At 60.0% G+C, this 13,892-nt stretch carries 15 protein-coding genes; 14 read left to right on the forward strand and 1 reads right to left on the reverse strand.

Going from position 1 to position 13,892, the window contains the following annotated elements:
* Window positions 1–209 precede the first annotated feature (209 nt).
* The 5 genes from F8O09_RS00560 (at window position 210) to F8O09_RS00580 (ending at window position 5,193) form a co-directional block, all read left to right on the forward strand.
* On the forward strand, window positions 210–833 hold the full coding sequence (locus tag F8O09_RS00560; protein ID WP_158053590.1) for a hypothetical protein: 624 nt from the start codon (window positions 210–212) through the stop codon (window positions 831–833).
* Complete coding sequence (locus F8O09_RS00565; RefSeq protein WP_158053591.1) at window positions 826–1,620, forward strand: hypothetical protein; 795 nt, start codon at window positions 826–828, stop codon at window positions 1,618–1,620. The genes F8O09_RS00560 and F8O09_RS00565 overlap by 8 nt, the downstream gene beginning before the upstream one ends.
* 3 nt (window positions 1,621–1,623) lie before the next feature.
* Window positions 1,624–3,231: a DUF262 domain-containing protein gene (locus tag F8O09_RS00570; RefSeq protein WP_158053592.1), complete on the forward strand. Its 1,608-nt coding sequence runs from the start codon at window positions 1,624–1,626 to the stop codon at window positions 3,229–3,231.
* Between the two features lie 36 nt (window positions 3,232–3,267).
* Window positions 3,268–3,687, forward strand: a complete 420-nt coding sequence (locus F8O09_RS00575; RefSeq protein ID WP_158053593.1) for a hypothetical protein — start codon at window positions 3,268–3,270, stop codon at window positions 3,685–3,687.
* 339 nt (window positions 3,688–4,026) lie between these two features.
* Entirely contained in the window at window positions 4,027–5,193 is a 1,167-nt protein-coding gene (locus F8O09_RS00580) for a hypothetical protein (RefSeq protein ID WP_158053594.1), read from the forward strand.
* Window positions 5,194–5,222: 29 nt separating this feature from the next.
* On the opposite strand, the gene F8O09_RS00585 is transcribed toward F8O09_RS00580, so the two are convergent.
* Complete coding sequence (locus F8O09_RS00585; RefSeq protein ID WP_158053595.1) at window positions 5,223–6,359, reverse strand: hypothetical protein; 1,137 nt, start codon at window positions 6,357–6,359, stop codon at window positions 5,223–5,225.
* A gap of 100 nt (window positions 6,360–6,459) precedes the next feature.
* Here F8O09_RS00585 and F8O09_RS00590 point away from each other — a divergent pair, with 100 nt between their 5' ends.
* The 9 genes from F8O09_RS00590 to F8O09_RS00630 all read left to right on the forward strand — a co-directional run bounded on the left by F8O09_RS00590 (window position 6,460) and on the right by F8O09_RS00630 (window position 13,890).
* The gene (locus F8O09_RS00590; RefSeq protein ID WP_158053596.1) at window positions 6,460–6,765 is read left to right on the forward strand and encodes a hypothetical protein; all 306 of its coding nucleotides are present in this window, start codon (window positions 6,460–6,462) and stop codon (window positions 6,763–6,765) included.
* 367 nt (window positions 6,766–7,132) lie between these two features.
* Window positions 7,133–7,699 carry a hypothetical protein gene (locus F8O09_RS00595; RefSeq protein ID WP_158053597.1) on the forward strand — a complete coding sequence of 189 codons (567 nt, stop codon included), beginning with the start codon at window positions 7,133–7,135 and terminating at the stop codon, window positions 7,697–7,699.
* 253 nt (window positions 7,700–7,952) lie between these two features.
* Window positions 7,953–8,633 carry an MT-A70 family methyltransferase gene (locus tag F8O09_RS00600; RefSeq protein ID WP_158053598.1) on the forward strand — a complete coding sequence of 227 codons (681 nt, stop codon included), beginning with the start codon at window positions 7,953–7,955 and terminating at the stop codon, window positions 8,631–8,633.
* Window positions 8,633–8,824 carry a hypothetical protein gene (locus F8O09_RS00605; RefSeq protein ID WP_158053599.1) on the forward strand — a complete coding sequence of 64 codons (192 nt, stop codon included), beginning with the start codon at window positions 8,633–8,635 and terminating at the stop codon, window positions 8,822–8,824. Before F8O09_RS00600 ends, F8O09_RS00605 begins: the two co-directional genes overlap by 1 nt.
* Before the next feature lie 252 nt (window positions 8,825–9,076).
* Entirely contained in the window at window positions 9,077–11,227 is a 2,151-nt protein-coding gene (locus F8O09_RS00610) for a type IV secretory system conjugative DNA transfer family protein (RefSeq protein WP_158053600.1), read from the forward strand.
* 178 nt (window positions 11,228–11,405) lie between these two features.
* Window positions 11,406–12,191: a replication-relaxation family protein gene (locus F8O09_RS00615; RefSeq protein ID WP_158053601.1), complete on the forward strand. Its 786-nt coding sequence runs from the start codon at window positions 11,406–11,408 to the stop codon at window positions 12,189–12,191.
* A gap of 114 nt (window positions 12,192–12,305) precedes the next feature.
* The gene (locus tag F8O09_RS00620; protein WP_158053602.1) at window positions 12,306–12,773 is read left to right on the forward strand and encodes a hypothetical protein; all 468 of its coding nucleotides are present in this window, start codon (window positions 12,306–12,308) and stop codon (window positions 12,771–12,773) included.
* Between the two features lie 187 nt (window positions 12,774–12,960).
* The gene (locus F8O09_RS00625; protein WP_158053603.1) at window positions 12,961–13,359 is read left to right on the forward strand and encodes a hypothetical protein; all 399 of its coding nucleotides are present in this window, start codon (window positions 12,961–12,963) and stop codon (window positions 13,357–13,359) included.
* Window positions 13,360–13,473: 114 nt separating this feature from the next.
* Window positions 13,474–13,890, forward strand: coding sequence for a hypothetical protein (locus F8O09_RS00630; protein WP_158053604.1), 417 nt, complete (start codon window positions 13,474–13,476; stop codon window positions 13,888–13,890).
* The last annotated feature ends 2 nt before the right edge of the window (window positions 13,891–13,892 follow it).

Below are 13,892 nucleotides of genomic sequence, written 5' to 3' on the forward strand. Positions count from 1 at the left end.
CTGCCTGGTTGCTCGACGCTGCGTTCGATCAAGTGGCTAAACGGACGGATAAATCATGATTTATGCTCTCGTCTTCTGTCGACTCGCACGCGAGAACCCTATGTGCTTCCATTTGAGAGATAGCCCCTGCGGCGAGCCACTGTGGCCCGAGGAGCACCTTAAGATGCAGTCTCACCGAGGATGCCAGATGTATGTGAGAGAATGTCTACATGTTCGGCTTAACCGTGCCCGCCGACGTCGACACTGACGAGCTGCAGAAGGCTCGCGACGCTTTCCTCACCGGTGGTGCGATCACTCGCGACACCACAGGCTGGGTGGTGTGCACCACAGAGGAGATGGCCTTAGAGCCGTCCGCAGGGGACGCTGCCTTTCTCGTGCAAGCGGTGCGACGTCATCCGCTCGCAGCGCTCGGCTTTGCGTACGGTCTGAGGCCAACGGTCTTTGGGGAGTCACCTGACAATGCCGAATGGCTGACCGACTTGGTCCAGGAGCTCGGCAGAGAAGATGACGTCTATCACGCGGTTGCCCTTATCATCATTGAATATGGAGCACATCTGGCCATCGGGGAAAACGTTGAAAACCCAGCGATTCAAGAAGTGATGGCGAACCTTTCTTACGTTGCGATCCGTGCCAAGCTTGTCCCCGCTGATCTCGATCTAGTGTACTTCATCGCGGAAATGGTGCGGAGCGTGATCGAAGCCACTCCTGTACACTTGGGCAAAGAGGAGCGTTGGCGGAGGTCTGATCCAATCTTGGCATGGGGCAGAGCGATGAGTGGAATAAGTCTCGACAAAGTGCTCATTGGAAACGAGCGGGGGGTCTCTCTTGGATAAAGCCTTCAAAGCGACGCGCAGGAGTGTCCTCAGTATCGTAGTTCTCGGTGGTGCTCTAACGCTCCTGGCACTTATCCTCCTAGAAGTTTTCCGCGATGGTCTTTGGCCATGGCTATATGCGGCGGCAACCAACGTGTTGGGAGTGCTCTTCGGGTTGGCGGTCGTTTCGTTGATCTGGGAGTTTCTTGTTCGTCGCGAACACAGCAAGGATCTCCTGCACTATCTCCGGCTAGGATCGAGCATCGCAAAGTCGGGATTACAGGATGTGTCTCCTCGTTCGAAGTTGGATTGGCAACATTTGCTGGAGTCTGCGAATGACATCACCGTACTTACCTACAACGGAGATTGGCTCGACAGAAATGCATACGTTATTCGAGACGTCGCACGTGAGAGGCCGCTGTCGGTGACCGTCGCAGTGCCAGTGAACGGTGGAGCCCAGCTCGGGCGAGAAGCCGAGTTGCGCGGGATCCCTGCCGACAGATTAGCTGAGGAAATCGCCGGCGTAGTTGCACGAGCTGCGCGACTTTGGCGCGATGTAAAACAGGGCTCTGAGCAGCTACACAGAGGAAGCAAACTTAGAGTTGTCGAGCACGATCTCGACCTCGGCTATGAGGTTGTCACAATCGATCGAACGACGATTGTGACCCTCGCTGCTCCCGGAGATTCGGACGAACTTCGTGATCGTGTTGCGTTCGTGTATAACCAGAGTCCGGAGGAGTATCCCACGAACTTCTTCACAGCGTACAAGGAGGACCTGGACGACATGAGAAGAATGGATGAGGTCTAGACGATGAGTGCACTAGCTGTCGATGCGAAGCAGATCCGCCTTGAGGACTTGCTCAACTCAGTGGAGGAAGGCACGGCGGTACTCCCAGCATTTCAGCGTGACTTCGACTGGTCGTCCTCGGACGTCGTCAGCTTGCTTGCGACTTTGCTCTCTGATTGGCCAGCAGGGAGTATTCTGCTGATGAGTGGAGCACCGAAGTTTTTTGAAGTTCGTAAGTTTGAGGACGGTCCAGATCTCGCAAACGATGTGCGGTATGTCGTTCTCGACGGCCAGCAGCGTCTCACTGCGTTATTTCACGCGATCCGGGGTCGCGGAGATGTTGCTTTCATCCTTCGCGCGCAAGACTTGGTTAACTCTGACGGGAGCGCCGATGCGATCGAGGAACTCATCGAGCTTGTCCCGCGCGGGGAGTGGAGACGCGACTACCCGCTTGAACGCCAAAGTCGAGAGCGCTTGGTGCCGCTTCATGAGCTCCGAACTGCGTCAGATTTCTTCGCCTGGCGCGACCGCGTGATCGAAGCGACGCCGGAGAAAGAACGCGCAGAAGTCGGCAGGCTCTTGGCTGATGTCTACCGATCTCACCTTGGCCGGTTGAATACATATGCGTTCCCGGCCGTACTGCTCGACAACGACCTGCCACCGGCGGCCGTCGCTCGGATTTTCGAACGAATCAACTTGACGGGACTGCGGCTAAATACGTTCGATCTCCTCGTCGCACGGGTGTACGATCCTGAATGGAATCTGCGCGATAGGTGGGAAACAGCACGTCGCGAGAGTGAGCCGATTGCGCATTGGTTTGCAGACGATGGGCTTCCTGTTATCCAGACAATCTCGCTCAATCTAGAGGGCGACGTGCGCCAGCCTGCACTCCTGAGCCTCAAAGCGCGAGACATTCGTAGCTCGTGGGATGCGGCAGTGGAAGCGAGTGAGGCCGCGATCTTGAAGCTCCGTAGCATTGGTATCCCTGCGCCTTCCTGGATGCCATACCGCGGTCTACTGCTTCCGCTCGCTGATCGGGCGATGCGTCTGGGGTCGGATTCACTCGAAGATGACGCTGAGCTCGCCACCTGGTTCTGGGCTCGATCCCTAGGCATGGACTACGGAGTCGGGTCGAGTACCCGAATAGCGTTGGACGCTCGGCTACTGTCTAAGGAGAGCCCGGACTGGTCGTCAGCTTCCTTCGCGATCGATCGTCGACTGCTTCAGAGTGCAACTCGCCGGCAACAGTCAGCCCTCTGGTCAGCGTTTACTTCACTTCTGGCGGCAGAAGAACCCCGTGATTTGCTAACCGGCGAAGTAATCACTAGCCCCGCGGAAGAGGCAGTCGTTGTCAGTCTCTTTCCACGTGGCGAAGGGAACCTTCACCTACGTGTCCTTGGGATGGTCCTGATGACGCGCCAGTCGGCGCGTCAGATGCGGAAGGATCGCGGCCGCTTCCTGAGTACTGTCCCTGAAGTTACCCTTGAAACGCAACTGCTACCGGGCGGACCGTTGCTGGAATCGTTGGCGGACCCAGAGACGTTCTTGCGCCATCGCGCAGGACTCCTGGAGCAACGCGTTAGTGGATACTCCAGTGTTCCCATTCGATGGTTTGACGGCCGAGACGAGTAGTCCGTCGATGACCGATCAACGCGCTATCCGAAACTGATGAAGCACACACTCGAACCAGGCCGATCAATCATCGACGCGCTCGATCATCTCGGTCATGCCCTCGGGTATTCGGACACCTGCGAACACGTCATCGGAAGAACTGCGGCAGTAGACCTGTCTTGGACAGCCGCTGACTACAACGATGTGCCATTGTTCGTGTTCGAAGTCGGGAGCACTGCATCGGCAGGGCTGGCAAACAATGCACTTAAAGTGTCCGGTCGACGGCGGTTTCAGGTGGTGAGTGCAATCGGCGCAAGCCGCCGCGGGTCGGCGAGCCTTTCAAACGAAAATACACCGATGATGAGAGTGATTCACGGGATAGTACTCAGGACGCGATTCGCTGGTGCCTGCCCGACGAGTGAGCTGGTCAAGCTGATCGCCGTGAGCGGAACGAGCACGGCTGCGAACCCAACGTGATGTATCAGGTGAGTGCTCAGCCTTGTTGGACGCTTGCCGACCGTCACGTTGAGTACTGAAGAACGCCTATACGTCGTTTCGAGAACTGATGTGTGATGTTGCCAACCTCAGGAATGCCGGAGGGCGCAGCTTAGCTCCACTTCTCGCACCCGAAGCGAGGAGATCGGCGACGACGTCCGATGCACACCAATTCCCTGTGATCTCGCAGATAAGGGAGGGTGAGATCTCTCGTGAGCCTCAGAACATGTGCGTGATCAAGTGGCTGCTTCAACAACCCTGCCGATCAGTCGTGCTGGTGACCCCGCAGCGTGCGGGTCGGTCGGTTGATAACGTGTACTTATGACGATCTTCTCGAGCAGCGCCCGGACTGACGGGTCGCCCAGAAGGGCGAACGAAACGATGTTCAACTTTCTGGATCGCACCGGATTGCTATACTTCGAGCCTGTACGTGATCTGCTCGAAGCCTGGGTCAGTGATGTTCCAGCTGAGGCCCGCGGGGGCATCGTGGGCAACCTTTCGAGCGGAGACGACAAGTTCTATAGTGCCCTGTGGGAGCTGTATCTCTATAAAGTGGCATCCGGGTCTGCTGACCACGTGGAGTTTCATCCTGACGTCACTGGCACCTCCCGGCACCCCGACTTCCTGGTGCACGGCGCGACGTCGTACTACCTCGAGGCGGTTGCCGTCGGTCGTCGGCCCGAGCGAGTTGCCACCGAGCGACGGCTGCGCGATGTCGAGGCTGTGCTCGATCGCGTCCGGGTGACCGGCGTGACCTTGAACTTCGAGCACCATCAAGTCGGCTCAAAGCCGATCAGGGCTGCCAAACTTCGAGACCAACTCCTCCGATGGATCGACCGGCTCAATGCCGATGATTTGGCATTGCAACGCGATGAATTTCGACCCGGCGCTCACCGCCCGACATACGAATTCGAGGACGAAGGCTGGTATTTAGCCTTCGAGGCATTGCCAACCGCAAGAGGAACGTCCCGCAAATCGCCGCTGATCGGAATACGTGGCGACGGTCGGGCCAAGGGGGTGGACAACAAGACTGGTCTTCGTCGAGTTCTCGACGCAAAGTCAAGCAGGTACGGGACCAGCCTTCCGTACCCCTTGGTCACGGCAATTTTCAGCAACACGGATTTCCCGACGCGCAACTACGACATCTCAGAGGCGCTCTACGGCCTGAGCGCTCTGCCGCCCGCCAGTGTCACGGACCATATCGACCTCAATGCCGACGGACACTGGCGTACCAAGACTGGGTGGCGCCGTTCTCACAACCCGAACGTGATCGTCGCGGCTGGTCTGACACTCCACAATCTGACGTCGGTTACGCCCACCTTATGGACGACTCTCGAACCGTCGGCAAGAGCCGTTGCTGACATCGAATGGGCAGATCCCGTCGACGTCAGCACACATGATCTACGGACGCTCGGCCGACTGCCGGCGCTCGGTTCGCTCGGTATCGACGCAAGTTGGTGCTCTGGGGTGCCCGATTTCGACACCTAGGCAGCTGCAACTGATACGACTCCGTGAGCTTACCGGTCAAGGTTTTCGTTGTTGCGTTGGTCGCTGATTCTTTGTGCGAGTTGGTCGAAGAGTGTTTCGCCGTTGACGGCGTGGGCTGGTTTGCTGCCTGGGCGGTACCAGTCGGCGATCTTGAGCCAGTCGTTGTCGATGAGGTCGCAGTAGGTGTGGCAGGCGTCGATGGTGAGCCAGACTTGGCTGGTTTGTTTATCAGAGTCGCTGGTTCGGCCGATGCCTTCTGAAATGTAGTCGCGCCATTTGTCTCGAAGCATTGTCCCCTGGGTTGTGGCGAGTACGACGTTCCAGAAGTGTTCGACTTCCTCGTGTCGGCTGTCAGCGAGTTGGCGGCGTAGCCAGGATTCTTCATCGTAGGTGAAGCTGTTGTGCCAGCCGATGCGGTAGATGGTGTCGGAGATGGCGTATTCGGTTTCGGCGTCTGAGGCGATCCAGTGCCCGCCGTGGGATGAGACGAATCGTCTGAGTTCGAGGGCGTACTGCACGTATCGGTGGAGGGCGTGCCGGACGTAGTCGTCGAATGTCATAGTTGAACCCAGCACGTCGAATGATGATGGTTCGGTGTTGTCGTTGGCGGCGTTGGCGACGATGAGTGCCGCTTCGAGATTGGCGGCCAAGGCGTAGACCGGTGTCCAGATGCGGTAGTAGGCCTCGAAACGCTCAACCCATTGCACTGCGAGGCGGCTGTCCGCTGGGTGGCGGTGCTGTTCCATCTCGAGCCGGGCTTGTCGCATTGTGGTTTCCTGTGCGACTTCAAGAATCTTCTCGGCAAGGAACGCGACGAGTTTCCGCTCTGGCTCTTTCCTGAATGTGTCCGCAACGATCAGGTCCAGTGCGGCGGCAGCTTCTCTGCGCTTGGTAAGACTCCACAGGGCAGTGCCTTGACCGATTCCCAGTAAGGCCTCTGCCTGCTCTTGTAGCGTGCCTCCGCCGAGGTTTGCCATTGCCTTGCGCAGCACCGTGATCACGGGCGCTGGCTCTCGGCATGGAGCATCCTCCAGGTCTGCCAGGGTGGCGATCTGATGGATGGCCGGGAGATCGAGTGAGCGTATCGCGCCGACGCCATGAGCTACGACCAGTCTGAGGTCCACGAGAACCTGCTCGTAGCTCGGTATTTCGATTTTGCCCACCATGACCATATATTGCCCAGAATTTTCCGCGAGAGCAACCGGGGCTGTTCCAGTCGGGGAGCGTCTACTGAATACCAACATTCAGAACACGAGGAGGTACCCCATGAACGCACTTATCCCGATGTCAGGTGGGAACAATTCGTACACCAGTGTGAGCGGCCAGAAAATTGGTGGCGCGCTTGCCAAGCAGGCGAATCAGGCGCAGCAGGAGCTGGCTATCCGATCCGATCTGGCGGTGAGCACCGAGAATGCGGCTGCGTTTCATGCGAGTGTGGCGATGACCAACACCGTCTCGTTGTTCCGCATGGCGCAGGCAGGTGTAGCAGATATCCCTGAGGCCGCTGGACTTGTGGCGCCGATCTTGCAGGGGTACGCGCACGGGGCCGTCCGCCGGATGCAGCAGTACTGACCAGCAATGACGTGCCTGATGTGGTGGGTCATCACCGCTCTGAGCTGGCTGGGTCTTGCAGTGCTCGTGTGGTGGGCCTTCATCGTGGCCGTCTATCTGGTGAGGGCAACTACACGGCGACTGCAGGCTCGGGCGGCAATGTTCCGACACCTGTGGCGAATGCAGCTGGTTCAGTGCCGTGTTCTACGCGAAGAGCGTGAGGCGGTTCGGGTCTCGGCTCGTGAGCTGGAGCGTGTGTTCAGGAAGGCACGCATGCTTCGTGACGCTCGGGCCCAAATGGAGAGACAACAACACCGGTAGCCGTTTTGCAGCTGCTGTGGCACGCGAAGAAGCAATTTCAATTTTCCAATCGATGAGGAGTGTCGTCATGACAAGGAATACACAGACGCCGAGGCAGCTTGGTGTGTACCTCAACGCTGAGACGGGTTCGTTGAGTGTTGAAGGGGGTGAGTTTTTTGCTGCTGTTCGTCAGGTGCAGCATTGGGTGGGGCAGCTCGTGCCTCGGGTCGTCAAACGCATGGATATCTGCGGGTATGTGGGCTCAGCCCATGCGCCGTCATCATTGCACGAGTTGCAGGCAGCCGTCACGAAAGCTCAGCAGACGAACACAGTGTTACCAGTGAGCAATCGGCATGTTGAGGGCACGTTCCTGCTGTCGGCCTCGGCCGAGCTGGGTTTGCGTTTCTTGTGCAGTGCGATTCATGCCAGTGCAGGGTTGGAGCTTTCTCCTGCTGGCCAGCTGCGTGCGGGGGCGCGTTTACGCGACGCTGCAACCGTTCTTTCACCGCTGGCCTATCGGGTACTGGAGGCGGCAGTCATCGATGTGCCACTCGCGGAGGCTGTCAATGGCACCCGGCCCAGTAATGGTCTGCAGTTCATGGTGGCCTCCCTCGTGGATGGTCTGGAAGTTGCGATCCGGGAGGCGGCTGGGTAAGCGGTGGTGCACGTGGTGGCTGGGGTGTTGTGAGAAATACTGCGACGGCTATCGCAGCACCGTAACCGCCCTCCTAACAGGGGTGGGGCGGTGTCGTACCGGGGTGAGTTGCGGGGAGGGGGTTTCTTCCTTTTGCTGCCCGGGTGGTGCGTAATCAGGGGCAATATCAGTGACCCGCTGTGGCGGGGGGTGGCTGGTCTGCGCCCAGAAGTGGCCGGGCCGGTCACCGAGGTGTGAGAGGAGAAAGAAAACTATGAGCAAACGCAACACACGAACACAACAACAGTCGGTACCGTCGGCGTACGTGGGGCCGAGGTTCCGTACGATCCTGATGGATCCGCCGTGGCCGGGACAGGTGCCTCGGAGCATATACAAGTCGATGAGGCTGAAGCAGATTCGAGATATGCCGATCGCCGATCTCGCTGAGGACGATGCCCATTTGTGGTTATGGACGGTCAACGGACTGCAGCCTGAGGCGCACGCGATCATCGAAAGCTACGGGTTCACGTTCCGTAAGGAAGTGCCGTGGTGGAAGGGGCGACCTGGTCGACCGACAGCGTATGGCATGTCAGATCACGAGCCGTTGTTGTTCGCGACTCGTGGGAAGGCGGAGTTCCATGACCGGTCGGTGATGACGTCGATCTATTCGCCACGTCTGGAGAACTCAGAGAAGCCAGATGAGCAGTTCAGCCTCATTCACCGTGCCAGTTCTGGTCCTGCGATCGAGTTGTTCGCTCGCCGGTTCCCGCCGTCGTGGATAGTCCGTGACGGTGGCGAGTATGAGTGGCGGGTGTGGGGTGATCAGGCACCGGTGACGAGTGCGGAGCAGACGGTGCGCATCCCGGGGTATCCGGTGCCCTCTGATGCCCTGTTTGATACGCCCGCGCCAGGTGCGGTGGCACCTGATGAGGAGTCCGAGCATGGGGCGGCGTGATGAGTGCCGAGACGCCGCCGGTGATACAACGCATCTGGCGGGCCTGTCTGCTCGTGCTCGGGTGCGCCATCGCACTCAATCTCGCCGTGTGTCTGCTCGGCGCGATCTGGATGTGGATCGTCGCCGCTCTCGCCGTCGCAGCGGTCGTCGCGGCGATGGTGGCGTGGTGGCGGTACAGAAACAGGTTCTGACTGCGAGATACCGGAGGCGAGCGTGATGGCCGGTCGGAAACGGGAAATCGAGGCCGGTACGGCGCGGTCCCAACGGCTGCGAGTAGTGCCGGTATGGAAGCAGAAACTCGACGAGAAGGCGTTGGCACGCTGGTTCGTGGTGCTGGCCTTGCAGAGGCTTGACGAAACCGGGCCGCTGCCTCATAAACAGGGGCAGAAATCTGAACAGGACGTGCCGGGCGCACCCGGAGGGTCTGAGGGAGGTGGGGCATCATGAGCACAGCGAATAACCGTCGTGAGCAGGGGTGGGAGTGGCGTGAGCTGCTCTGGCAGGACACCATCACCCCGGAGGCTGCTGCCGAGGTGTTGGAGCGGATTGCGACCGCTGAGGAACTCGGTGCTGTGGTCCTCGAGGTACGTGCCGACCATGACGGGGTCCGTTGGCTGATCGCCACCACATCGGCTGCTGTCGGGGGTTTGGTTGGGCATGTGGGGGCGTTGCCAGTGCGTGTTCTCACCCCGCGTCGCACCAGGGCCGAGATGGTATCGGCGGGTCGTGTGCGACTGCTGCGCCCGGTCGGGACACTCAACGGGGAACGGGCACAAGCAATCACCCGCACCCTGTTCGGCGGGTTCACGAGACTCGGCCGGGGCGAGCAGGTCGTCCTCCAACTGCTGCTCGGACCACGCCTGACCCCTGGTGAGCTTGCCGCACCTGCCCCGCCGGGATGGCTTGAACTCCTCGTCGGTGCCCCGGCGTCGAGACGGCCGGGAACGAGTGATCTCGTGCACCGCAAGCGCGGCACAACCCATGGATTCGCCGGACTGGTCAGGATCGGGGCCACCGCCGTGACCCCGGGCCGGGTCAGGCAGCTGATCATCGACGTGTTCGGGGCGCTCAGAGTCGCAGAGACTGCCGGGACTCGGCTACGCCTGACCCCGGCGAATCCGAGGGAGATCACACAGGTGTCCAGGCCGTGGAAGTGGCCGCTGCGGGTGTCGAGTCACGAGGCGGTCTCGCTGCTCGGGTGGCCCGTCGGGGCACCGCCCCTGCCGGTCCTTGGCAGCCTCCACCCTAGGATTCTGCCGCCACCAGCCCACCTGGTGGCGACGGAGCGGGTCATCGGGGTCACCGCTGCACCTGGCACGAACACTCCTGTGGGGATACCGGTCCGTGACGCGCTGACCCACCTGCATGTGCTTGGCCCAACCAACTCGGGGAAATCCACCCTGTTGCTGTCTTTGATCCGGGCAGATATCCATGCAGGACGTGGTGTCTTAGTGCTGGACCCGAAAGGTGATCTCGCCGTCGATGTGCTGGCGCATATCCCGGAACACCGGCTCGACGACGTTGTGATCATCGACTCGTCGAGTACGCACCCGGTCGGGTTGAACCCGTTAGCTGCTTCGTCGCGTGCACCTGAACTGGTTGCGGACAGTCTGCTGGCGGCGTTTCGCTCCGTGTTCGCCTCCAGTTTCGGCGTCCGTTCGGTCGATGTGTTCACCGCCGCGTTCACCACGCTCGGTCGTATTCCGGGCGCGAATCTGCTGTGGCTGACGCCACTGCTGACGAACAAGACGTTCCGACACCGCGCACTGCGAAACATAGATGACCCGCTCGGGGTGGGAGCGTTCTGGGAGAGCTATGAGGCGAAGAATGAACGCCAGCTCGGTCAAGAACTCGAGACCGTATTCAACAAGGTTAGGCAACTGACCATGCGGCCCGGTCTGCGCGCCGTGCTGGGACAAGCGCACCCACGGTTCGACCTGGCCGACCTGTTCACCAGACGACGAATCGTGATCGTAAACCTCAACAAAGGACTACTCGGAGCGGACTCCGCCCGGCTCCTCGGCAGTCTCATCATGGGGCAGCTCTGGTCGCTGATCCTCGAACGCCAACGCCTGCCCAAACCTCGCCGTCACACAGTGACGATCTACATCGACGAAGTCCAAGACTTCCTCAAAGGAATCCCCGGAGACCTCACCGACGCGCTCGCCCTGTCCCGGTCACTCGGGGTGGCGTTCACGCTCGCCCACCAACACCTGGCGCAACTCAGCAGCGACATGCGCCAAGCGATCGACGCCAACACGCGCAGCAAGGTCTATTTCGGACTCGGCAGTAAAGACGCCACCGAACTGGCCCGCACGATGACCGGACTCGACGCCCAAGACTTGATGCTGTTGCCGAAATACCACGCCTACGCCACCCTCATGCAAGACGGGAACGCCACCGGGTGGACGACCATCACCACCACACCGCCCGCAGCATCGATCAGTGATCCCGCCCAGGTCGCCGCCCACAGCCAGACCCTCTACGGTGTGTCAGCTGTCGAAACCGACCAGGCCGTCATCGACCTGATCACCCCGAACGGCACACGCCCAGAAGCATCCACAGATGAACCGATCGGGAGAGTCCCACGATGAGTACACGAGTGAGATGCGATAAATACAGGCAGTGGTGGAGACGTGTCGGCAGACGTGCCGCCTCGACCACGCACCCGGGGGAGCCCCGAGTGTTGGCCGCAGGCTCGGATCGTGTGGCCGTGACTGACCCCTCAACCTGGGGTCACCGCGACCCCCGGGAACAGACAGGAGTCCAGCCATGAACCTCCCTCAGCAGTGGCCGACAGCATTGTCGCACCCGATTCACTGGCGGCTGGCAGGTGGGCTAGCTAGGTTCCGTTTCGCCACCACCACCCAGCTTGCTCGTGACACAGCCGACCTGTACCGCAACGCCCGCACTGGGGTGCGGCAGACGATCCGTCACCTGCACTCGCTCGAAAACCACGGCATCATCCAGCACCTCGAACGACGAGTCGGCGGATGGCAGGGCGGGTCGTCGGTGACGATCTGGGCGCTGACCACGACCGGTGCACGCCTGACCACCGGCACCCGGGCGCGGCAACGACCCGGACTCTTGTCGACCACGTTCCTCGAACACCAGCTCGCTATCACCGAGATCCGCATCCGACTGGCCGAGATCACCCAGACCACCGGGCAGACCATCGCCCAGCTGCAAGGGGAGCCCGACTGCTGGCGCACCTACCCGGCAGCTTCAGGAATGCAACGCACCCTGCGCCCTGACCTGGCCGCCACGATCACCAGCCAACAGTTCACTGACCACTACTTCTTCGAGGCTGATCGGGCAACGGAGAACCCCGCACGGGTGATGCGAACCTGCTGGCAATACGCCGCTTACAAGACCACTGGAAGAGAACAACACGCCACCGGGATCTACCCGGCAGTCATCTGGCTTACCCCCACCGCTGAACGCCGGGAACAGCTCCAACGCTACATCGATCACGAGCATGGTCTGCCGAGCTATCTCTTCCGCGTGATCACCATGGACGGGCTCGAAACGCTCATCCGAAATGGCCCTGCGCCCTGAATAGTGTCTGCGCTCACTGCGCAGCACACTCTCCCCAGACCGGTGTCCCTTCCTTACATCCAGTGAGGAGGGCCCGGGCAATGTCATAACAACCCTGAAAGGAGGGAAAACACTATGTCAGGACTAACCATAATACGCGTTCCACTCGATGAACTGCGACCAACCCAGGACTCGCTCATACGGGTGCTCGCACTGATTCAGAACCCGGATCAGATGAAGATACTGCTGGACAATATCGAGAGACACGGCGACGCATACGCAGCCTACCTACTGGCCGTAACCGCGACACCGCGAGGCCTCAGAAGCATCCCAGAGATGCACACCGAAGCCTTGTGGGTGAGCGCTTGCACTCAGGCGGAAACCTACGAAAAGCTCGCTCAGCAACTCGGTCTTCACCGGCAGCTCAGCATCACTACCCGGATCGGCTCAGTATCGGCACAGCCTGAAGTGACGCTCTTCTGGACAGGCAGTGACAACGCCCTGCGGCGCTTCATGGAACGATTCAAGATCGTGAGAGCTGTCTTTGGCTGGTATGCCTTCGACGGAAACCACATACTCGAGCATCTTTCGTCCAACAAGTGACACCACCAAAAGGGGTGGGCCAGAGCCAACCGGCTTCGGCCCACCCCGCACCTACCCACTTCCGCCCAACGGACGTCCTATGAGCGACCTTTGGGTGGGCCAAGCTCTCCGCAGCCAGCGGAGGGAAACAACTAACTGAACAGCGCCACGTACCCAATCGTGGGCATCATCTGAAAGGAGGTGAGCAATGCCTGAACACCAACCCATTTACAGCCCGTACTACGAGGGCACAACCTACCAGTACGGGTTCGCCTACATCGGCGAAGCAACCCCAGAAGAGCAGGAGTACGCGGATGGGCCCTACGCGTTTCCGAGTCTCGATGAACAACGACGGCGCATCGCCGAAACCGCACTACGCGAGCACGTGATCGTCGTCGAGGAGTTCATCGACACCTACCGCGAAGATCCTCTCTACGAACGACCCGCTCTACTGGAACTGCTCACCGCGTGGGGAAACCGCCCGCCGACACGGTTATACCTCGGAGACGAACGCGTCTTGAAAGAGAGAAGTGGCGAGCACTTCCAGCTCCAAGCCGATCTCGGACGAGGACGCCTCTGGGACCCGATCACCGTCGCAGAAGACTGACCCCACATCCTCGACGGTGACCCCGGCCGCCACCCGCACGCCTCACAAGGGAGGGTGGCGGCCACCACCATAATCAACAATTCACGGGTGGGCAGAACAGGAGCACCACCATGTATGAACACCACCAATCACAACCTGACATGCACCCAAACGTTGAACAAGCCCCCCGGACACCACCCTGGCGAAACAGACACGAGTCGACGACACCGCAGAGAAATCTGTCAGCGTCTCATCGCCAAATACGGAGAACCCTTCGAGGCCTTCCTCACTCTTGACAACCTCCCAACAGATCCAGACGAACTCGAACCCTGCTTCATCGATTCCTACCAAGGAACATACGAATCCGAACAAGCCATCGCCGATCAAATTCTGACCGCCCTCGGCTGGAAACAGGCCATCACCCACGTCCTCAGCGAGCAGGCCATCCCCGAGCAGGCCCTCAACTGGAACTACCCAATCATCCTGCGCTACATCCGCGACGGCTACGACGTCATCCACCGAGGCAACACGACCTACCTCTTCGCCAAATAGAC

Source organism: Pseudoclavibacter sp. CFCC 11306 (assembly GCF_008831235.1).
GTDB lineage: Bacteria > Actinomycetota > Actinomycetes > Actinomycetales > Microbacteriaceae > Pseudoclavibacter_A.

Excerpts from the sequence above, each read along its gene's own strand:
- F8O09_RS00600 (WP_158053598.1), top strand. The coding sequence starts at position 7,953 with ATGAGCAAACGCAACACACGAACACAACAACAGTCGGTACCGTCGGCG.
- F8O09_RS00595 (WP_158053597.1), top strand. The coding sequence starts at position 7,133 with ATGACAAGGAATACACAGACGCCGAGGCAGCTTGGTGTGTACCTCAAC.
- F8O09_RS00625 (WP_158053603.1), top strand. The coding sequence starts at position 12,961 with ATGCCTGAACACCAACCCATTTACAGCCCGTACTACGAGGGCACAACC.
- F8O09_RS00610 (WP_158053600.1), top strand. The coding sequence starts at position 9,077 with ATGAGCACAGCGAATAACCGTCGTGAGCAGGGGTGGGAGTGGCGTGAG.
- F8O09_RS00620 (WP_158053602.1), top strand. The coding sequence starts at position 12,306 with ATGTCAGGACTAACCATAATACGCGTTCCACTCGATGAACTGCGACCA.
- F8O09_RS00585 (WP_158053595.1), bottom strand. The coding sequence starts at position 6,359 with ATGGTGGGCAAAATCGAAATACCGAGCTACGAGCAGGTTCTCGTGGAC.
- F8O09_RS00570 (WP_158053592.1), top strand. The coding sequence starts at position 1,624 with ATGAGTGCACTAGCTGTCGATGCGAAGCAGATCCGCCTTGAGGACTTG.
- F8O09_RS00605 (WP_158053599.1), top strand. The coding sequence starts at position 8,633 with ATGAGTGCCGAGACGCCGCCGGTGATACAACGCATCTGGCGGGCCTGT.
- F8O09_RS00590 (WP_158053596.1), top strand. The coding sequence starts at position 6,460 with ATGAACGCACTTATCCCGATGTCAGGTGGGAACAATTCGTACACCAGT.
- F8O09_RS00615 (WP_158053601.1), top strand. The coding sequence starts at position 11,406 with ATGAACCTCCCTCAGCAGTGGCCGACAGCATTGTCGCACCCGATTCAC.
- F8O09_RS00575 (WP_158053593.1), top strand. The coding sequence starts at position 3,268 with ATGAAGCACACACTCGAACCAGGCCGATCAATCATCGACGCGCTCGAT.
- F8O09_RS00560 (WP_158053590.1), top strand. The coding sequence starts at position 210 with ATGTTCGGCTTAACCGTGCCCGCCGACGTCGACACTGACGAGCTGCAG.
- F8O09_RS00580 (WP_158053594.1), top strand. The coding sequence starts at position 4,027 with ATGACGATCTTCTCGAGCAGCGCCCGGACTGACGGGTCGCCCAGAAGG.
- F8O09_RS00630 (WP_158053604.1), top strand. The coding sequence starts at position 13,474 with ATGAACACCACCAATCACAACCTGACATGCACCCAAACGTTGAACAAG.